We start from the raw sequence: 18,482 nt of genomic DNA on the forward strand, positions 1-18,482 counted from the left end.
CCCGCTCCCTGCCGTATAGGCGACGCCTCGAACTCGAACGCCCGCTGCCACCCCCACATCCGAACACCGAGCATCTGTACCCACGCAGGCTCGCTCCATACCCGAGGAGGAGCGCATGAGCGCCGACATCCTGTCCGACCCCACCCACCCGCACGGCACCACGGAGGGCTTCGACCGCGGATGCCGGGGGAGCCACTGCCCGGCAGATGTCTCCTGCCGTGTCGTCCATCTCCGCTACAACGGCGACTTCGCGTTCCACCGTGCGATCGACTCAGGCATGACGCCTGCCGAGTTCGTCGAGCAGGAACGCGCTCGCCCGAGTGCGCCTCGCACGCTCGGGAAGGTCGTCGGCCGCCGCCAGTACGTGCGCCGCACGCCCGGTGTCGCCTCGACCCCGTATCAGCAGTCGATCATCAACCTTCATGCGCTGCGTCTCACCGACGCGGAGATCGCAGAACGCCTCGGGAAGACCCGAGATCAAATATGCGCGACACGCCGACTGCTCAAGCTGAAAGCCAACCGGAGCCCCCGCCACATCGCGGGGGTTTCTTCGTCCTAGGAGACCGATGACACCGTCAGCAGCGACGCTCGAGCGCTCGCACACCGACCTTCTCACGCAGGCATTCGTCGCCGGCCACGACACCCGGAAGCTCAAGGGCTACGTGCAGCCGAGCGTCCCCTGGAATGGCCTCACCGTCACCGATCTGTTCTGCGGTGCGGGCGGCTCCTCGTCGGGGCTCGTCGAGGCCGGTTACCGCGTCATGATGGCCGCGAACCACTGGGATCTCGCGATCGCATCGCACCAGGTGAACCACCCGGAGACCGACCACTCTCAGGCGGACATCAGCCAGGTCGACCCGCGGTACTTCCCGACGACTGACATCCTGTGGGCGTCGCCGGAGTGCACGAACCACTCGATCGCGAAGGGCGTCAAGCGCCAGCGCGCGATGAACGAGGCGCTCTTCGAACTCGATGGCACCCGCCCGCTCGTCGACGAGGCTGCGAACCGCTCCCGCGCGACGATGTGGGACGTGCCGCGGTTCGCCGAGCACCACCAGTACAAGGCGATCGTCATCGAGAACGTCGTCGACGCCGCGAAGTGGATCATGTTCCCCGCCTGGCTGCAGGCGATGGAGCTGCTCGGCTACCGCCACCAGATCGTGTGGCTGAACTCCATGCACGCTCAGGCGGGCGGCCTGCCCGCACCGCAGTCCCGCGACCGCATGTACATCGTCTTCTGGCGCGCGGACCTCGCGACGAAGAAGCGCCCCGCTCCTGCGATCGGGAAATGGACGCGCCCCGAGGCCGTCTGCCTCGAGCACGGCCTCGTGCGCGCCGTGCAGGCGTTCAAGAAGAAGGAGCCGTGGGGACGGTACCGGGCGCAGTACCTCTACCGCTGCCCCGAGTGCTACGCGGTTGTGGAACCGGGATGGCTGCCCGCAGCGTCGATCATCGACTGGTCGATCCCTGCACCGCGCATCGGCGATCGCGAGAAGCCCCTCGCCGAGAAGACTCGTGAGCGCATCCGGCGTGGCATCGAGCGGCACTGGACGCCGCTGGTCGTGAAGGCTGCGGGGAACACGTACGACTCAGCATCAGGGAAGCCGGGGAACTACCTCCGTGTGTCGGAACTCGACGTCCCGATGCCGACCCAGTCGGGATCGGCGGAGCACGGCGTCGCCTTCCCGCCATTCCTGGCGCAGTTCAGGGAACGCCACCGCACGCAGACGCTCGATGGCACGCTGCCGACGGTCGTTGCCGATGGCGCGAACCACGCGCTCATCGTGCGGGGCGAAGGGAACACCGTGCCGGCGAAGTCCGCGGGCGAACCGCTCGGCGCGCTGACTGCCTCAGGGTCGATGTTCCTCGCTCAGCTCATCCCCGTGGAGGGTCGCGAGGGCAAGAGCGCAGCATCCGCCGCGGACCCGCTTCGCACGCAGTCGACGCGCAACAAGACGGGGCTGCTCGTGCCGTACTACAGCACAGGGACAGCTCGCACAACGTCCGACCCGCTCGGTGCTGTGACCACAGTCGACCGGGAAGCGCTGGTCGTCCCACTCCGCAACCACGGCGTCGCGAAGCCGAGTACATACCCGATCGACACCGTCAGCGCCGAGGGCAACCACCACGCGCTCGTGATGCGGAACAACAACGGCCGCGGTTCGGGAGCCGAGATGTCGACGCCGGTGCATGAGCCGCTGCGCGCGCTCACGACGGCGGGGCATCAGTCGCTGATCGAACCGATCGAGCCGATCAGCCTCGACGTCGACGACGCCGGGTTCCGCATGCTCGAACCTCACGAGATCCAGGCAGGCATGGGCTTCGCCCGCGACTACCACCTCCTCGGTTCGAAGCGCGACAAGGTCAAGCAAGCCGGCAACGCCGTCACCCCACCGGTGGCACGTGACCTCGGATTCGCGGTGGCTGAGTTCATCAACGGATCGGCGGTCGCGGCGTGAGTCCGAACGAAAGGAAATCAGGATGACCGCATTCATCGGTATCGACTGGTCGCTCACAGGATGTGGCGTCGCCGCGTACGTCGACGGCGAGTGGGATCGGTGCACGATCTCCACCAAGCCCGACGACGGCACCATCGTCGGCTACCTGGACCGGGTGCACGGTATCGCCGCGCAGATCGAAGCTTGGGCGGACCCCTCCGATGGAGACATCTGGGCGATCGAGGGGCCATCGCTCGCGGCGAAGAGCTCGGCGCTGGATCGCATGTTCGGGGGCTGGTGGCTGACCGCGAGCGACCTCACAGAGCATCACGAAGCGCCGTGGGTGTTCGCCCCCTCGTCGCTCAAGAAGCTCGCCACGGGCCGGGGGAACGCGAACAAGAGCGACGTGCTCCTCGCGACCGAACGGCGCGTGCCGGAGGCGGCCGTGTCGAACGACAACGAAGCCGACGCCGTCTGGGCGGCGATCGGCGCATCCATCCTCGAAGGTCACCCGATCATCGAGCTCCCCGCAGCCCACACCAAGGGGCTGACCCGAATCCTGAAAGGACGATCGTGACCACACCTGTGAAGCGCACCTCGCGCGACATGATCGAACTCCTCGAGGCGCACTACTCACCGCCGCCGTCGAAGCCGCCGGGGGGACGACTCATCACCGAGATCCAGGCTCCGAAGAGTCTGCGCCGGGCTGATGCGCTGTACCTGCCGATCACGACCGGTGACCGCGGCACGATCATCGGTCACGAGATCAAGGTCAGCCGGAGCGATGTGATCGCTGAGGTGCGCGACCCGCACAAGGCCGACGCCTGGATGCGTTACTGCAACCGGTGGTGGCTCGTCGTCGCGGACGCGTCGCTCATCGACGGCCTCGACATCCCCGAGAAGTGGGGCGTCATGGCGCCGCCCGTGCGCGGACGGTTCATGCAGATCATCACGAAAGCCCCGACGCTGCAGCCCGACCCGTCGATCCTCGTCGAAGCATGGGGGACCATCTTCGCCAAGACCGGCTTCGCTGACATCGCTGCCTCCGCGGAAGCGAAGATCTATCGACAGCGAGCCGAACAGCTCGCAGAGGCAAACCAGGAGCACAGCCGAGAGATCTCCCGATTGTCGGCTGCCCTCGGCGAGAACGACGGGAAGAGCGCGTACCGATCGAACCGGCTCACGGTCGCGAACGTTGTGGCAGAGCTTGACCGGCTCGGGGAGTACGGCGACGACGCGCCGAATGCGTTCCGTGGTCTCACGTGGACGCTCGACGCCGAGAAAGTCGCCCGGGCAATCCTCGCCGCGGCGGCCGTGGAGGACGACCGGCGGCCCGTCACTGACGACATCGTTGCCGCCATCGAACGCGCCAACAACGTTGCTGCTCGCCTCACCCAAGTCCTCGACGAAGTCCAGACAGAAGGAAGATCATGATCGCATGGCCCGAGTCCATGAAGGTGGGTCCGATCGGCGAGTGGCCGACGGCCCTCACCGCCAACCGGCAGCCCTCGAAGTTCAGCGCGCCGTTGTCCGACACCCTCACGCTCCTCGACCGGGAGATCTACCAGCTCGTCGAGACGCGCGCACAGCAGGAGTCGGCTGAGCTGCTCATCGCGGTCCCGCCGGGAGCGTTCCGCGCCGACGGTCGCCCGTACGCGAACGCGAAGCCCGAGCACCCGGGCGTCATCTTCTCGATCGACGCCCCGTTCGGACACCTGTCGTACCCGTGCGACACGTACCCGCAGTGGCAGGACAACCTCCGCGCGATCGCGAAGACGCTTGAGGCGCTCCGCATGGTCGAACGGTACGGCGTCTCCAAGCGCAGCGAGCAGTACCGCGGATTTCTCGCCATCGAAGCGACCGCCACACCGGCCGGATTCGCGAACCTCGACGAAGCGTGGACGTTCCTCTGCCGACTGGTCGAGAGCGAAGGCACCGTCCTCAACGTCGCGACAGCACGCGTCGTACTCCGCAACGCCCAGCGTGCGACACACCCCGACCACGGCGGCGATGCCGCGATCTTCCAGCGCGTCACTCTCGCCGAGGCGAAGCTCCGCGCCGAAGGGTGGCTGAAATGACCGAGTGCGCAGGCATCACGATCATCGTCGATGAGGGACCAGACCGCACGATCATCAACATCCCGAAGGCGGAGTCCGTGGAGATGTTCACCCGCGAGATGCCGCTCCGGATTACGCCCGCGAACCTCTTCGACGCCGTCGACGACCCGTTCTGGTCCCGACCGCCCGACCGAATCGCCGGTCTCCTGTTCCGCCCCATCGGCGACTACACCATCCGCGAGGAACCGAATCCCATGTATACCTCCGCGCCGGCCCTGTCCGAGCGCGAGCAGGCGGAGGTCGACCGGTTCGGCATCCACGCGGAGGACGAGCGCGGAGGTGTCTGGTGACCGTCCGGCGCGAAGAGCGCCTCACGGTCACCGCCCGTGATGACGACGCTGTCTCGATCCTCTCGGCCATCGGAGAGATACCGGCGGGTGCGCAGATCGTCGACATGGAAATCTCCGACCCCCACCGGAACGCGATGGGTCACAGGTACGGCCCGAACCCGGTCACGTTCACCTTCAAACGAGAGGTCACCGATGCCTGACGGCACCGAGTTCTGCATCACCAACCGCACGGACCGGATGGCGGCGCTCCACCGTGCCGACCGCCCATACCCGTGCCGCCGGCGGGGGATGACCCCGGGAGGAGAGCGCATCCCCGAGGCGCACTACGCCGAGTGCGAGAACCCCGACTGCCGGGGGTGCGTGCCCCGGTCGGCGCAGCATGGCTACCTCTGCGGTGTCTGCTATCGGCGTGTCGTTGACGCGCTCGGGCGGCTCGCGTGGCTGATCGCTCACCTCCGGTCGATCGAGAAGCCCGCGCAGGCGGTGGGGGAGCGAGTCGACACGTCCATGGAGAAGTCGATCCTCATGCCCGACCCGTGGATCGCCGCCGACGAGCTCATGGTCTCGCTCGGCGCGCGACAGATCAGGTCGACCGCGACGATCGACCAGGCGATCCAGCTCGCGCACGACGCAGTCGCGCTCGACGTCGACGAGTGGATCAGCACAGCAGAAGGCGCGACGCAGGCAGTCGTGATGTTGAAGCGCATGGCGGTCGCGTTGAAGCGCTGGCCGGACTCGGAGGCACAGTTCCGGCCCATCCCGCACCTGCAGTGCCCGTCTTGCGGATACACCCACCTGTGGCGCTCCGCACCGGACCGCGTCGGCGACGAGCTGCGCGTCGTGTGCGGGTCAGAGGGATGCGGGTACGTCGTCGCGTGGGAGACGTGGGTGAAGCAGTACGCGCCCGCGTTCGCCGCCATCGAGTCAGACATGAAGCGCCGCGAGAAGGCGGCCAAGAAGGAGAAGACGACGTGAGCTGGGGACTCGATATCGAGTACGAAGGTCGCGACCGACTCGACTGGGTGGAGATCGTCGACGGTCACACGTACAACCTGGAACCGATGTGGCGGCTCGCTGGCATCTTCAAGCAGGGGAGTCATGAGCTCGAAGGCGTCCGCGCCGACGTGCTCGCCGACCGCGCCGCACGAGGACTCATGCGCGCCGTCTCGAAGCCTGCCGAGTTCAAGGCGCTCAACCCCGCGAGTGGGTGGGGCGACTACGAAGGGTTCATCGAGATCCTGACCCGCACGGCCATCGTGTGCGCCGAGAACCGAGACGGGATCGTGCGATGGAACGGATGACGCCTCGCCGCGTGCAGCTCTCCCGCCGGCGCGGATACCGGAAGCCCGAAGGGGCGGTCGTCGTCGCACGACCGTCCCGGTGGGGAAACCCGTTCGCGGTCGGGCAAGACCGCGAGATCGTGCTGTTCCCGGACTCACGGTGGGTGCCTCCGCTCGGCGGCACCGTCACCCCGAGGGATCGACGCGAGGCTGTCGAGCTGTACCGGCTCAGCGTGCTCGGGAAGGACGGGCGCGTGGTGTTCCATAGCCCGAGCACTCCGGACGTCGCCGACATCGTCCGCGAGCTCGGCGGGAAAGACCTCGCGTGCTGGTGCCCGCTCGCCCAGCCCTGCCATGCCGACGTGCTGTTAGCGATCGCCAACGAGGAAGGCCAGACCGATGGGTGAGCGGAATCAGCACAACCGGTGGCGGTGCACTGTCGTCGGCTGCAACCCGAAGATCATCGGGCAGGCCGCCGCTGACGAGCACGCCGCGACCGGGCACCGTGTCGCGAAGTGGCCGATCCGGTCACCGCTGGGCAAGGCGAAGGCCCGGGAGCGGAACCGCACCGGCTACTACGACCAGTACAACGTCGGTGAGAAGTCCGCCGAGGCGCGTGGCATCGGCCAGCGACACCGAGGTGACGGCTTCGTCCTCACCGGCGACGACTTCTCGATCGACAACGCAGGACCATTCGGAGGATGACCATGAACGACAAGAAGAAGCTGATCGAGAGGCTGCGCGCTGTAATCGACACCGCGACCTCGGACTCCATGCTGGTCGAGAACGACCGCGTCGTCACGAACGCTGAGCACGACGCGTGTCGGGCTGAGAGGGACGAAGCCGAAGCCGTCCGCGATCTCGTCATCGCGGCTCTCACCTCTACCGACGACGAGCGGGAAGCGCTGGTCGCGATCCTCGAAGCGCCGCTCACCGAGGAGTCGCAGGGGCGTACGTTCTCGGAGATGCTCGCCGATGTGATCCTGGTGCGGTTCGGTTTCCGTCGCACCGAGGTACCGGAGCCGAGCGTCGAGGACTACCCGGATGCTGAGGGTCTGGTCGCGCTTCGGTCCAACGGATCAGAGCCGCATGGCGAACCGTCCGGCTCTCTGACGATTCCGCGCCCGCACGTCCCCTTCGGGCCGATCGGCATCCCGGAGTACAAGGCCGATGCGGACTACCTGGACCACGCCGCGAAGAGCCTTGAAGGGCACTACGAGGTCGGCGGCAGCAACGTCCGAGCCACGGTCGTCAAGCTGCTCCGCGACACGTCCACCGCTCTGCGTGCTGCTGGGGGTGTGCAGGGTCCGGTAAAACTCTCGGAAAACTCCGCGCAGGGCGAACCGTCCGACGCGCACCGCGCACTGATTGACGCCGCGGAGAGCATGACTCCGGACGAGATCCACCAGCACCCGATGGCCGCGCTCGACAAGCTCCGTGCGCTGGCTCGCGAGCTGCGTGCTGCTGGGGGTGTGCGATGAGCGACGCGCCAGTATTCACCGATCTTCGGCGTACGTTCGAGTGGACGTGCCCCGAGTGTGGGAGCGACCACTACGACGTCGGCGAGGTCGATGGTCAGATCCTCACGTGTGAAGGGTGCTCGAAGGCGGTGCTTGTGCGCTGGCCGGGGCTGTCCGCCGAGGGTGTCGTAGCCGAGGAACCGGAATGGGAGTACGGCTACGAACTGATCGAGTCGGATACTCGTGACGTGCTCACGCGAAGTGGGGCATTCGAGAGCTTCGAAGCCGCGCAGCATTGGGCGCAGAAGGCGCACAAGGATGAGTCCGACCCCGAGTACCCGCCGCTCGACGTCCTGATCGTGCGTCGTCGCAAGGCTGGCCCGTGGGTGCCGGTAGAGCAGGGCGCCGATGGCTGAGTCGAAGCCGTGCGGCGTCGGCCACATCCACGGCCGGCACGCGTGGGAGGAAGCGCCGGCGAGGTGGAGCGTGTGCGCCGGCGTGACCTTCGCCGCCCTCGACAACAACCCGGTCATCGCGGATGTCACAGGCATGACGTTCCCGTGCCAGTGCACGCGCTGCGGTCACGTCCACGACACCGGGCGCCTCACCGACTGGCACCGCTACCTCGACTGCACCGCATGGCGATGCCCGAACTGCCAGACCCTCATCGACGACCGTCCCGTGTCATGGGGCGGCTCGGCGATCCCCCTCGACAGAGACGGAAGACAGAGACGATGACCACTTTCGATGACCACGTGAACGAAGCGGAAGAGCTCGTGCGCACCTCCCAGTTCGGCTCGACATCGATGCTGCAACGCAAGCTGAAGATCGGTCTCTCCGAGGCCGGTCGAGTGATGGCGGCGCTCGAGGTCCGCGGCGTCGTCGGCCCCGCTGAGGGAGCGAGGTCGCGGGAGGTGCTCGTGCCGCCGCCCACTCCGCCGACCCTAGAAGAGATCCTCGCCTGCGCGCCGAAAAGACCAGCGGACCATGCCAACATAGCGAAGCGCCAGGCCATGATCCTCGAGTTCGCCGACGGGCATCGCGAACACAGCCCCGAGGTCGAAGTGACCCTCGACCAGTCCGGGACGTTCACCCTCAATCCGATCGTCCCGTTCCGCCGCATCCCCGAAGGAGAGAAGAATCATGCCTGACGTCCTCAGCCGGAAGAAGGTCCGCGCGCGCAAGCAACACACCTGCATGCTGTGCCATCAGCCGGCGGTCGAGCCGGGACAGGAGTATGAGCGCGCCACGCTCATCTACGATGGCCGCGTCTACGACTGGGTGAACTGCGCCGCATGCGACGCGCTCATGCCGTTCGTCGCCGAGTGGGCCAACGACGACGCCATCGGAGAGGACACGGTTGAAGAGTGGGCGACGGACGCCGGGTGGAACGCCAGCAGCACAGACCCCGCCGACCAGAACGATGAACAGAAGGCAGCCCTCGCCTTCCTCGTCCGCTACCGCAAGATGATCGTCGACCATCAGTACACGAGCGTCGCAGGCCACCCCGACGACCCAGAGTGCGCGTACCGCTCCGACGGCACCGACGCCACGTACTGCGGTGAGCCCGAGCACATGCACCTGTGGAGCGACCGATGATCGCCGGACCGCGTCGGCTCGTGTATCGGCCAAGCCCACCGAATCCGCTCTACTTGCCGTCGCTCAGCGCGATGTATGCCTTCAGCGAAGGCGTCTACCGCGGCATCCGAGAATCGACCCACAGACAGGAGAAGCGATGAGCACTCACACGCTCGAGAAGCCAGACACCGTCACCACAGATGCTGGGGACCACGACCGGTTCTCGCACTACGTCCGCAAGAACGACATCATGCTGTCGGCCTTCTCGGGGAAGCCCGTCAAGGCGCTGTGCGGGAAGACGTGGACGCCCGGACGAGACCCGGAAAAGTTCCCGGTCTGCCCCACATGCAAGGAAATCTACGAGGACAACGGGAAGCTGCTGAGCAATGACGCCTGAACCGATGCGCAAGCGCGACTTCATCTCGACCAACGAGCTTGCCGACGCGGCCGTCCGGGTCAGCGACCTCCCGAAGCTGTTCAACGTGCGCCGCTCCACGATCGACGAGTGGATCGCGAAAGACGGCATCCGCACGTTCGAGCATCCTGTCTGGGACGGCACCGGCCGGCCACCGCTCGCGGTCAGATGGGGAGACATCCCCCTGAAATCTCCCGGCACGACACGATGGCATCCGAAGGAGAACCGGAAGAACTCCTGATAGAGTCTCTATGGTTGGACTCGTCCATACCCCACACCCTCGGATCATCACTCCGAGGGTTTCGTCGTTAAGACCCCCTCCCGGCGTGCCGGTCGAGCCTTCCCAAAGGCTCCCGACTAGCTCGGTCGACGGGCGAGCGACGAATCCCGCCCCGAAGAGCCGGACACCATCGCCGGAGCGCACCACCTGGCGTGCATAGGGGCAACAACTCAACAGGCCCGAGCCAGTTCGGCTGCGGCGGGCCGATCCGGGATAGCTCAGCGGCAGAGCGACGCACTGTTAATGCGTTGGCCGCAGGTTCGAATCCTGCTCCCGGAGCTGTGGAGGTGCGGGTCTTTCGACAACTTCGGGTGCGCGGTAACCATCCCCGCCAAGGCACCCCGAGCCGGTCCAGCACCTCCCGCAACTTCCCTTCGACCACGGCGGTGCAATCATGCGCGTCATCCGCGGCATCGCCGTCGGCATCAGCTTGAGCATCCTCGCTCACATCATCTGGAAACCCGCGCCCGGCTGGGCGCTGAGCAGGGGAGACTCGTGAACACCCCCACACCCACGGTGCCGCCCGCCGCGGAGTTCCACTGCCGCGACTGCGGCACCTCATGGAGCTCCGATGCAGCCGCCGGCGAATGCGAGATCCTCGACGCCGCCGAAGCAAGGCAGGCGCGTCGCGAGAGGGGCTGACCCGTGGCATGGTCGACGTCGGACCGGAAGTCGCAACTTCCGCCGGACTGGCCGCAACTCTGCAAGTTGGTCCTCACCAGGGACCGGCACCGCTGCCAGCACATCCGTTACGACACCGAGCGCAAATGCCTGCAATACGCGAACCAGGTCGACCACAAAGACCAGTCGCGATCGTGGGATCACTCGCCGTCGAACCTGCAAGCGCTGTGCGAGCACCACCACCGCGTGAAGAGCTCCTCAGAGGGAGGGCAAGCCGCGTCGGCGCGTCGGAAGGCTGCAAAGAAGCGCCGCCACCCCGGGCTGATGCCCTAGCGCTTGCAGAAGCAATTCTCTCGGCGGGTTACCGCGTGCAATCCCATCCAGCACCCGAGGCGAGTGCCGATCAGCAGTCGCGAAAGACGCTCGATCACTTCGACGCGTCCGATGATGCAAGATCCGTCCTCGCGCCGCGGCCGGGACGGCTCGCCCACCATGCGTCGACTGTCGCTTCCGACCATCCCGCGGTCGGCCCGACGCGAACGTCGGGCTCGGGCATCTTCCCCTGAGCGGCGTAGTGCCGAATCGTGCTCGCCGCGAGGCCGAAGCGCGCTGCAACTTCGGCTGGCCCCAGGTACTGCACGGTCATACCTGCAATCATCCCATGCGCTGTAGAATCGCTCATGGTTCCTTCCCTTCGGTTGGATTCCACCGCCCCGGCTCTGTTTCACCCTCCATCGGAGGTCGAGCCGGGGCATCTTCATGTCACCAAGTCTGCAATTCACCCGGATCAGGTACATCGAACAACGCAACTTCCCACGGCTCCTGAGCCCGCGGCTCACCCCGCGGCCAGCGCACGCCGGCGAGCGGCTGCAACTTCCTGTCGTAGACAGGTGCAACCTCCCTCGGCGCAAGAAGCGGATTCACCCGCTCCGACTCCGGCACCGTTGCAAGATCCGTCACGGCTGGCACCCCGATACGTCGGCTCATGGTGCAACTACCTCTCCTGACATCGTCGTGTGCAGCGCGGGAGCGTCCCCAGAACGCTCCCGCGCGCTCCGCCACAGCACCCGAGTCGCTCCGATGCGCCATCCGCCCGTCGGCGAGACGGCCGCGACGCTGGATTCCCCAGCCAGCAATCCGCTCATCGTGCAACTCCCTGTGTTGTGTCCCCTGCGGAGACTTCGGGAACAATCTGCTCCCCGTGCACGTCCCGGCCATGACGCCGGGTGCCGCCTACGCGGACGCGCGAAACCTGCAACTAGAACACCTCACCCCACGCCGCGGACGGCGCAACTTCGACGACGGCTGGTGCTTCGTTCTCCCACTGCGCAAAGGGCGCAACATCGGGCGCCGTCGCGTTCGCGATGATCGTGTGCACCTGCTGCCGCGAGAGGCCCACTGCGCGTGCAATCGCGACCTTCGATGCTCCCTTCGACGCCGCGTCGAGAATGAGCGAGTCCCGTTCCGACGTGAGCCGACGCAGCATGTCGAGCTGGTCGAGCGCCCGTTCCGCGGAATCCTCCCAGGCGACCTGCTCCCGCTCCTCTGCGGCGCGCTCCCGCCACTGGGAGAACGTCACCCGCTCGGTGCCCCAATGCTCAATCCACCATTGCCGGAATTCAGACGTGACGATGCCGCGGACCATGTGCGCCGCGCCGTAGAACGCCGCCTGTTCCGTCGTGAGGCCGCGCGCCGTCGCCTTCGCAAGATAGGCGTTTGCGCGGGGGCTGTTCTGGAACAGGTAGGTGACGCCGCCCGTGTGGTCGTAGAAGCGTGCAAGCTCCCCGGCGACATATTCCGCCCATGCGTTGAAATCATCCCGGTATGCGCTCATCGTCGATTCCCCTTCGGTGCCCGGGGGTTTCACTTCCCGGATGCTGCAAGTAGGTGTTGTGGTCAGCGCGTGAGCGCAGCTGCAAGGGCTTCCGGCGTTGCCGAGAGCACCGCCACATAGGCCCGGTACAGCGGTTCCGTGATGTCGCCGTCGATCTGCACCGCACCGAACACGCGAGGGCTTCCCGGCAACGTCAACGTGTCGCGAGCGTGCGCCACCGCGTCCGCTTCCGAAATGCCGTCGAGCCCTGCCCGTTGATCCGCGGTCACTGCCGCAATTGCGGCGCGCAGGTCGCCCGTCGTCGTCGCATCGGTCAGTGTGTACGCAAGGCCATCGATCCACACGGCCGCAACTGCTTCGACCTCTCCGGCGCTGAATTCGTCTGTCATCGCGTAGTCGGACGCGTTCACGTGCCCGTCCCATTCCGGCCGACGGGTGAGCGTAGAACGCCTCTCCACGTCCGCGCCCTGGTGCTCGGTGAGCGTGTCGCCGTCGAGTGTCGCGCTGTGCGCCGTGAATCCGTCTTCCCAGTCGAATACTCGCATGTCATTCTTCCCTTCGATTCCCGGCCTGTTTCACCTGGCCGGATGAGTCCGCGCTCCCGTCGTGATCGGGACGCCGCCTACGCGGTGCGCGGGGTGCTGCGATCAGGTCCAGCGCTCGCGCCATCCCATCGGCGGTACGACAGGGTGCGGCTGATCGCCGACATCGTGCAAGTAGTACAGCGTCGATCCGTAGTCATCGTCGCCGTTGCTCACGTCTATCTCTTGCCCGTCGTGATCCGGCTCTGCGGAATTCCACCGCTCCGACACGTCCACCGCGTAGAACGCAGCGCCGTCGTCCACCAGGTGCCCGCACGTCGGGCAACGCAACGCCTGATAGGTCTCTCCGTCGTCGGTTACGGTCTCTTCGACCAGCTCGGGGCACTTCCCCCGGATGCTCTGCTGCAGCGCCGTCATCGCGGCCAGCATGTCGGCGGCGGTCATGTTCGTGATGTCCAGAGTGCTCATCGTTCGTTCCCTTCAATTGCCCCGGGTGCTTCACTTCCCGGGGGATGTTCAGATGTCGCGTTCGTACGTCGTGACGAACGGTGAGCCGTAGCGCGTTGCCTCTAGCGCGTCGGTGCAATCCGGCCATTCCATGCTGTCGATGTCCGCCAGTGCCGCCCGCCATTCGGGATCGGTCAGGAGGTCCGAAACCTCCCGGATCTCGGCAACGACGCCCGCCGCTCGCTCACCCATCGAGTGAGCAAGGATCAGTGCCGGGTCACGGTCTGCGATTTCTTCGGGCCATTCGATCACGGCCGCGTAGACAGGACTCGGGGCGCGCTGTGCGCGGTCGGCTTCAATCCCCGCGACGATCCACCCACGGAACACGTCTAGGAACTTGTCATTGAGTCCCGGGAACTTGGCTGCCACGTCGGCGGCGATCTCAGCGGGGGTCTTGGTCTCGCTCATCTTGCTTTCCCTTCGGTTGCCCGGGTGTCTCACTTCCCGGGTTGGTCCCGTGCTGCGGTCGTGAACCGCCGACGCCTACGCGTAGCACGGGGGCGACTTACTCGCCGTGCATCTTGGCGGTCCAGTACGCACCCCAGTGAGCGAGGTACCCAGCGCCGTTCTCGGTGTCGCCGCCGCTCTGCTCGAATGCCCCGAATTGATCCGATCCGGGGTAGCGCCGCTCCAACTCGCTTTCGATCACGTTCGACCGCTCCGCGTTGAGCTTGGTTTCCGGATCGATGTAGAACGCGCCGTCATCCGTGAGCGTCTGGTGCTCCGCGATGATCTCCGCCGTTCCCATCGTCGCAATCCGCGCGCGGTAGAGCTCGGAGAACGCGAGTGAGAGACCGAACGCCACCGCGCGCTCATCCTCGCTGCGTTCCTTGCGCCCCGGAAGCTCCGCATGCAACGTCTCGATCTCAGCCTCTCCGAGACCGTCACTCAGTACCCGATCCTGAACGGCCTTCGCGGCATCGTAGTAACCCATGGTCAGCGCTCCCCACGGATGGCAGCGATGGCCGCGGACGGGTACGTGTACGCGACGCCGAGCGCGTCGAGAGTCGCGCGCATCGTCTCCTGCATCGCGTTGAGCCTCTCGAAAGCTTCACGGCCCGTCTTGCCCACGATGCCGAACGCACGCGTTCCCGGGTAGGTAGCGCGGTTCGATCCGCCCGCCGGGATGATGTGCAGGTAGTGACCGGATGCAGACTGCTCAACGATGAGCCGGTCACCCGCGTGGATGATGCCCGCTGCTTCCGAGTAGCTCGCGAGGATCGCAGCCTGTACCGCGATGTCTGACTTCGTGATGCGCTCAGCCATGGTTCCTATCCCTGTGTGTGGTGCAACGGCGGTGTGCCTGTTGCTGTGTCTTCGGTTGGTGTCGGTGTTTCACTTCCGACATCTACGACTATACACACACTCATGTGTGTTGTCTACCCGTGCTCACACATTCCCCGCGCCACACGCCGGCCATGCACAGCCACCCATCACGCACAGCTGCACGCCAGGGACAGACACAGCCCATGTGTCCACTCAATTGACACGACAAGCACGCACGACACCGCCCAACCGTCAAGCGACCTGACACACCGGGGGCACCACCCCCCCACCCCCCTCCACCCACCGCCCGCAAGCGTTCTGCCTCTCGCGGTGCGCGCGGGTCTGGGGGGTCATGATCCGGCCCCGAACCGAGGTGATCGCATGTCCACCGACAACCGACCACTGCTCATCGTCGCCGCGACCATCGTCGACGGGGAGGCGTCGGCCTCTCAGATCGGCGTCGACGACGTTGCGATCATCACGCCACGCTCGCACGCGCAGGTTGGACGTATCATCCGAGGTGTCGTGATGACGCCGCGCTTCGCCGCTCTGCTCGAGGCGAACGACCGGGCAGCGTCGAGGGTCGCGAGCTGTGCGCGTATCGACGCGCGCAAGAGCGGCGTCGGCTGGGGATGAGCTTCCTCCGCTTCCGCGTCGCCACTCGAGCGAGCGGCGTCCGTCGTCAGGTCTGGGTGCACGTCTACGACGACCGCGAAGAGATGGCCCGAGCGCACCAGAAGCACCGCGGCCACGAATACCGTACCGAGAACGACATCGCCGGCGGCGTGGTGCACGACGGATTCCGGTGGCCGAAGCCTGACCCGACGCCTCTCGTCGTGATGCGCCTCTGGACGGGCCAGCTCACAACACGGACCGTCGCGCACGAGTCGACGCACGCCGCGGCCGCCTTCTACTTCATGGACTGCGTGCCCGGATGGGATAGCCGAGCTCGAACCTTCCTGCTCGGCAACCATGAGCCGCTCGCGTACCTCATCGGCGACCTCACCTCCGAGGTCATCGCCGCCCTGTACCGCCTCGAGCTGCTGCACTGATCTTCCCGGCGCCATCGCCGGGTTGGGTATCCCCGCATCAACCGCCCCAAGGAGGCGTCATGTCCACTCCCGCCATCGGACGCATCGTCCACTACACCCTCTCCGACAACGACGCGAAGCGCGTCAACAAGCGCCGCGACGACGCCATCCGTCGGGCGCACGAGAATCGCGAGCATCTCGAAGAGACTGGCTGGCAGACCCACTACGGGAACCGGGTCAACGCCGGCGAGGTCTACCCGATGCTCATCGTGCGCGTGTGGAACCTCGATCCCGGCACCGTCAACGGTCAGGTCTTCCTCGACGGCAACGACACGCTCTGGGTCCCGTCGGTCAGCGTCGGCGAGGGCGAGCGCACCTTCTCCTGGCCGCCGCGCGTCTGACGCGCAGTCCCGATTCGTCCAAATGGCAGGACGCCTGATTCTGGATCAGGCAATCGAGGTTCGAGTCCTTGATCGGGAGCACATCATCACCGTCCGTCGACCGTTTCGGTCGCCGGCTTCCGTTTCGGGAGAAGGAACCACCATGGCCGGCAGAGGGCAACCACCCAGCGAAAAGCGTTCGCGAGCTCGCGACAACGTCACCCGTGACGTCATCAAGTCGGACGGCAAGATCGGCGGCTTCCCGCTGCCGAGCGACGTCCTCCCGCGCGTCGAGAAGAAGGAAGCCGACCCCGACTACTGGGAAGGCGAGATCGAGCGCGAGGAATGGCACCCGCAGACCGTGCGGTGGTGGCAGAACTGGCGCGAGTCGCCCCAGGCCGCGAAGATGCTCACCGCTCCCGACTGGGACTACTTGCTCGACACGGCGCTGCTGCACCACCAGATGTGGATGAGCGGTGGCAAGAACTCCGAGCGTGCCGCCGAGATCCGTCTCCGCGTCGCCACGTTCGGCGCGACGGTCGCCGACCGGCTGCGTCTGCGCCTCGAGGTCGAGGTGCCGGAGCAGTACCCGGTGGGCAAGGCCGAGAACTCGAACGTGACGAGCATCGACGAGCGGCGCCAGCGACTCGGGGGAATGTAGGCCATGCCCCGGCGTCTGCTGACCTCGCCGGGGCACGACAGGAAGCGATCCCTCGGATGGATCGCGACGTGGTGGATCGAGACGTTCGTCGTCCACAGACGCGGCGGCGCGCAGGGCATGCCGATCCAGTACGGCGACGAGTACACCGGCTTCATCGTCGACTGCTACGCGCACGACGCCGCCGGGAAGCGCTTCTACAACTCGGCGTTCTTCTCCCGCCCGAAAGGCACGGACAAGTCCGGCCTCGCTGCCGCCCTCGTGCTCTTCGAAGCCTTCGGGCCCGCCCGGTTCGCCGGATGGGCGAAGGGCGGCGAAACCTACGAGTTCCTCGGCCGCACGTACACCTACGTCGCCGGCGAGCCGATGGGCAAGCCGGTCAAGACCCCTGTCGTCAAGATCATGGCGACGGAAGAGGGCCAGACCGGCAACGTCTTCGACAACGTCTACTACAACCTGACCGACGAGAACGCCCCGCTGTTCGCGCTCAAGGCCGTTTACGGGGTCGACGCGGGCAAGACCCGCGTGCTGATCCCTCACAACGGCGGGCAGATCACGCCGTCGACCGCCGGCGCGGCATCGAAGGACGGTGGCCTCGAGACCTTCGCGGTCTTTGACGAGACGCACCTCTATGAGACGCCGACGCTCCGCGCGATGTACGACACCGTCGTCCGCAACCTGTCCAAGCGCCGCAAGGAGGGCACGTGGTTCATCGAGACCACGACCATGTACGAGCCCGGCGCCGAGTCGGTCGCGGAGGACACGTACTTCCTCGCTGACCAGATCGAAGCCAAGAAGGCGCGTCGACCGCGTCTCCTCTTCGACCACCGGTGGGCCGACATCGAGTCGCTCGACAAGATCAAGGTGCCCGACCCCACGAAACGAGGCGGGAAGCGCCTCGAGACGGAGGCCGAGTACATCCAGCGGCTCACCGATGGGTTCTACGAGGCGTTCGGTGACGCGATCGCCTGGAACGACCCCGAGGGCATGCTCGACGACCTGTTCGACCCGCGGCGCGCCGAAGAAGACACCATCCGGTACTTCTTCAACGCGGTCGTGGCCGGCAAGAACGCGTGGATGAAGCTCGCGGACTGGTCAAAGATCGGGCTGCAGCAGTTGCTCGCCGACGCGAAAGCAGCGGGGGAGAAGCTCGGGTTTCGACCGCCCATGCGTGGCGACGAGATCGCGCTCGGATTCGACGGGTCGCTCAATTCCGACGCGACCGTGCTCATCGGCTGTCGCATCAGCGACGGGTACGTGTTTCCGATCGGTATCTGGGAGGCTCCGGACTCGAAAGAGGCGAAGCACTGGCAGGTCGACCACCAAGAGGTCGAGGCCGTTCTCGATGCGACGTTCAAGAAGTTCAAGGTCGTCGCGTTCCTCGCCGATCCGCCTCACTGGCGCGACTACGTCGACCGCTGGGAGACGAAGTACGGGCCTGACCTCGCCGTGAAGGCGACGGAGGCGAAGCCGATCACGTTCGAGACAAACCAGCACAACGTCATGGCGAAGGTCGTCGAGCGGACCGACACCGCGATCAAGTCCGGCGAGCTCCGCCACGGCAACCACAAGGTGCTCACTCGCCACGTGCTCAACGCACACCGGTGGAAGCGCACCGGCGGCGACGTTATCGGCAAGGACCGCAAGGGCTCCGCCAAGAAGATGGACGCCGCGATCGGCATGTGCCTCGCAGTCGAAGGCCGTGCGCGCTACCGGAAGCAGTTCAAACCGAAGTCCACGGCCGTGCCCAGGCGCGTCCGGTAATCACGTGAAGGGGGTGGTCGC

29 protein-coding genes and 2 tRNA genes are annotated in these 18,482 nt (G+C 66.3%); 25 read left to right on the forward strand and 6 right to left on the reverse strand.

What is annotated here, in order from left to right; translation table 11 throughout:
- Positions 1-115: 115 nt before the first annotated feature.
- The 19 genes from DSP71_RS04890 (at position 116) to DSP71_RS04975 (ending at position 10,137) form a co-directional block, all read left to right on the forward strand.
- Positions 116-559: a hypothetical protein gene (locus tag DSP71_RS04890; protein ID WP_113680505.1), complete on the forward strand. Its 444-nt coding sequence runs from the start codon at positions 116-118 to the stop codon at positions 557-559.
- A gap of 7 nt (positions 560-566) precedes the next feature.
- Positions 567-2,459 carry a DNA cytosine methyltransferase gene (locus DSP71_RS04895; RefSeq protein WP_113680506.1) on the forward strand — a complete coding sequence of 631 codons (1,893 nt, stop codon included), beginning with the start codon at positions 567-569 and terminating at the stop codon, positions 2,457-2,459.
- 22 nt (positions 2,460-2,481) lie between these two features.
- Complete coding sequence (locus tag DSP71_RS04900) at positions 2,482-3,015, forward strand: hypothetical protein (RefSeq protein ID WP_113680507.1); 534 nt, start codon at positions 2,482-2,484, stop codon at positions 3,013-3,015.
- Positions 3,012-3,872, forward strand: a complete 861-nt coding sequence (locus tag DSP71_RS04905) for a hypothetical protein (protein ID WP_113680508.1) — start codon at positions 3,012-3,014, stop codon at positions 3,870-3,872. The genes DSP71_RS04900 and DSP71_RS04905 overlap by 4 nt, the downstream gene beginning before the upstream one ends.
- Positions 3,869-4,516, forward strand: coding sequence for a molecular chaperone DnaJ (locus DSP71_RS04910; protein ID WP_113680509.1), 648 nt, complete (start codon positions 3,869-3,871; stop codon positions 4,514-4,516). Before DSP71_RS04905 ends, DSP71_RS04910 begins: the two co-directional genes overlap by 4 nt.
- The gene (locus DSP71_RS04915; protein WP_113680510.1) at positions 4,513-4,845 is read left to right on the forward strand and encodes a hypothetical protein; all 333 of its coding nucleotides are present in this window, start codon (positions 4,513-4,515) and stop codon (positions 4,843-4,845) included. The genes DSP71_RS04910 and DSP71_RS04915 overlap by 4 nt, the downstream gene beginning before the upstream one ends.
- Positions 4,842-5,045: a hypothetical protein gene (locus DSP71_RS04920; RefSeq protein ID WP_113680511.1), complete on the forward strand. Its 204-nt coding sequence runs from the start codon at positions 4,842-4,844 to the stop codon at positions 5,043-5,045. The genes DSP71_RS04915 and DSP71_RS04920 overlap by 4 nt, the downstream gene beginning before the upstream one ends.
- Entirely contained in the window at positions 5,038-5,820 is a 783-nt protein-coding gene (locus tag DSP71_RS04925; protein ID WP_113680512.1) for a hypothetical protein, read from the forward strand. The genes DSP71_RS04920 and DSP71_RS04925 overlap by 8 nt, the downstream gene beginning before the upstream one ends.
- Positions 5,817-6,146, forward strand: a complete 330-nt coding sequence (locus DSP71_RS04930; RefSeq protein WP_113680513.1) for a hypothetical protein — start codon at positions 5,817-5,819, stop codon at positions 6,144-6,146. Before DSP71_RS04925 ends, DSP71_RS04930 begins: the two co-directional genes overlap by 4 nt.
- Positions 6,134-6,532: a DUF4326 domain-containing protein gene (locus tag DSP71_RS04935; RefSeq protein ID WP_220151077.1), complete on the forward strand. Its 399-nt coding sequence runs from the start codon at positions 6,134-6,136 to the stop codon at positions 6,530-6,532. Before DSP71_RS04930 ends, DSP71_RS04935 begins: the two co-directional genes overlap by 13 nt.
- The gene (locus DSP71_RS04940; protein ID WP_113680515.1) at positions 6,525-6,830 is read left to right on the forward strand and encodes a hypothetical protein; all 306 of its coding nucleotides are present in this window, start codon (positions 6,525-6,527) and stop codon (positions 6,828-6,830) included. The genes DSP71_RS04935 and DSP71_RS04940 overlap by 8 nt, the downstream gene beginning before the upstream one ends.
- A 2-nt stretch (positions 6,831-6,832) precedes the next feature.
- Positions 6,833-7,606 (forward strand): hypothetical protein, encoded by a 774-nt coding sequence (locus tag DSP71_RS04945; protein ID WP_113680516.1) that lies wholly within the window; start codon positions 6,833-6,835, stop codon positions 7,604-7,606.
- Positions 7,603-8,001 (forward strand): hypothetical protein, encoded by a 399-nt coding sequence (locus tag DSP71_RS04950; RefSeq protein WP_113680517.1) that lies wholly within the window; start codon positions 7,603-7,605, stop codon positions 7,999-8,001. Before DSP71_RS04945 ends, DSP71_RS04950 begins: the two co-directional genes overlap by 4 nt.
- On the forward strand, positions 7,994-8,323 hold the full coding sequence (locus tag DSP71_RS21980; RefSeq protein WP_181800670.1) for a hypothetical protein: 330 nt from the start codon (positions 7,994-7,996) through the stop codon (positions 8,321-8,323). Before DSP71_RS04950 ends, DSP71_RS21980 begins: the two co-directional genes overlap by 8 nt.
- Entirely contained in the window at positions 8,320-8,736 is a 417-nt protein-coding gene (locus tag DSP71_RS24580; protein ID WP_396652042.1) for a DNA translocase FtsK, read from the forward strand. Before DSP71_RS21980 ends, DSP71_RS24580 begins: the two co-directional genes overlap by 4 nt.
- Positions 8,729-9,184: a hypothetical protein gene (locus tag DSP71_RS04960; protein ID WP_113680519.1), complete on the forward strand. Its 456-nt coding sequence runs from the start codon at positions 8,729-8,731 to the stop codon at positions 9,182-9,184. The genes DSP71_RS24580 and DSP71_RS04960 overlap by 8 nt, the downstream gene beginning before the upstream one ends.
- Before the next feature lie 136 nt (positions 9,185-9,320).
- Positions 9,321-9,560, forward strand: a complete 240-nt coding sequence (locus DSP71_RS04965; RefSeq protein ID WP_113680520.1) for a DUF3039 domain-containing protein — start codon at positions 9,321-9,323, stop codon at positions 9,558-9,560.
- Positions 9,550-9,819, forward strand: a complete 270-nt coding sequence (locus DSP71_RS04970) for a hypothetical protein (RefSeq protein ID WP_113680521.1) — start codon at positions 9,550-9,552, stop codon at positions 9,817-9,819. Before DSP71_RS04965 ends, DSP71_RS04970 begins: the two co-directional genes overlap by 11 nt.
- 246 nt (positions 9,820-10,065) lie before the next feature.
- Positions 10,066-10,137, forward strand: a tRNA-Asn gene (locus tag DSP71_RS04975).
- Between the two features lie 1,600 nt (positions 10,138-11,737).
- On the opposite strand, the gene DSP71_RS04990 is transcribed toward DSP71_RS04975, so the two are convergent.
- The 6 genes from DSP71_RS04990 to DSP71_RS05015 form a co-directional block, all read right to left on the reverse strand.
- The gene (locus tag DSP71_RS04990; RefSeq protein ID WP_113680524.1) at positions 11,738-12,313 is read right to left on the reverse strand and encodes a hypothetical protein; all 576 of its coding nucleotides are present in this window, start codon (positions 12,311-12,313) and stop codon (positions 11,738-11,740) included.
- Between the two features lie 62 nt (positions 12,314-12,375).
- Positions 12,376-12,723, reverse strand: coding sequence for a hypothetical protein (locus DSP71_RS04995; protein ID WP_181800669.1), 348 nt, complete (start codon positions 12,721-12,723; stop codon positions 12,376-12,378).
- A gap of 237 nt (positions 12,724-12,960) precedes the next feature.
- Positions 12,961-13,299: a hypothetical protein gene (locus DSP71_RS05000; protein WP_147251203.1), complete on the reverse strand. Its 339-nt coding sequence runs from the start codon at positions 13,297-13,299 to the stop codon at positions 12,961-12,963.
- Positions 13,300-13,371: 72 nt separating this feature from the next.
- Positions 13,372-13,770 (reverse strand): hypothetical protein, encoded by a 399-nt coding sequence (locus tag DSP71_RS05005; protein WP_113680527.1) that lies wholly within the window; start codon positions 13,768-13,770, stop codon positions 13,372-13,374.
- A 97-nt stretch (positions 13,771-13,867) separates the two neighbouring features.
- Positions 13,868-14,296, reverse strand: coding sequence for a hypothetical protein (locus DSP71_RS05010; RefSeq protein ID WP_113680528.1), 429 nt, complete (start codon positions 14,294-14,296; stop codon positions 13,868-13,870).
- Positions 14,297-14,298: 2 nt separating this feature from the next.
- Positions 14,299-14,628 (reverse strand): hypothetical protein, encoded by a 330-nt coding sequence (locus tag DSP71_RS05015; protein WP_113680529.1) that lies wholly within the window; start codon positions 14,626-14,628, stop codon positions 14,299-14,301.
- A 381-nt stretch (positions 14,629-15,009) separates the two neighbouring features.
- On the opposite strand from DSP71_RS05015, the gene DSP71_RS05020 reads away from it, so the two are divergent.
- The 6 genes from DSP71_RS05020 to DSP71_RS05045 all read left to right on the forward strand — a co-directional run bounded on the left by DSP71_RS05020 (position 15,010) and on the right by DSP71_RS05045 (position 18,461).
- Complete coding sequence (locus DSP71_RS05020) at positions 15,010-15,264, forward strand: hypothetical protein (protein ID WP_113680530.1); 255 nt, start codon at positions 15,010-15,012, stop codon at positions 15,262-15,264.
- Positions 15,261-15,680, forward strand: a complete 420-nt coding sequence (locus DSP71_RS05025) for a hypothetical protein (RefSeq protein ID WP_113680531.1) — start codon at positions 15,261-15,263, stop codon at positions 15,678-15,680. The genes DSP71_RS05020 and DSP71_RS05025 overlap by 4 nt, the downstream gene beginning before the upstream one ends.
- A 59-nt stretch (positions 15,681-15,739) precedes the next feature.
- Positions 15,740-16,060 (forward strand): hypothetical protein, encoded by a 321-nt coding sequence (locus DSP71_RS05030; protein ID WP_113680532.1) that lies wholly within the window; start codon positions 15,740-15,742, stop codon positions 16,058-16,060.
- Positions 16,061-16,067: 7 nt separating this feature from the next.
- A tRNA-Gln gene (locus DSP71_RS05035) sits at positions 16,068-16,139 on the forward strand.
- Between the two features lie 63 nt (positions 16,140-16,202).
- Positions 16,203-16,700, forward strand: a complete 498-nt coding sequence (locus DSP71_RS05040; protein WP_113680533.1) for a hypothetical protein — start codon at positions 16,203-16,205, stop codon at positions 16,698-16,700.
- A 3-nt stretch (positions 16,701-16,703) separates the two neighbouring features.
- Positions 16,704-18,461, forward strand: coding sequence for a terminase TerL endonuclease subunit (locus DSP71_RS05045; protein ID WP_113680534.1), 1,758 nt, complete (start codon positions 16,704-16,706; stop codon positions 18,459-18,461).
- Positions 18,462-18,482: the final 21 nt, after the last annotated feature.

It is taken from the genome of Microbacterium sp. H6 (genome assembly GCF_003314775.1).
GTDB classification, from domain to species: domain Bacteria; phylum Actinomycetota; class Actinomycetes; order Actinomycetales; family Microbacteriaceae; genus Microbacterium; species Microbacterium oxydans.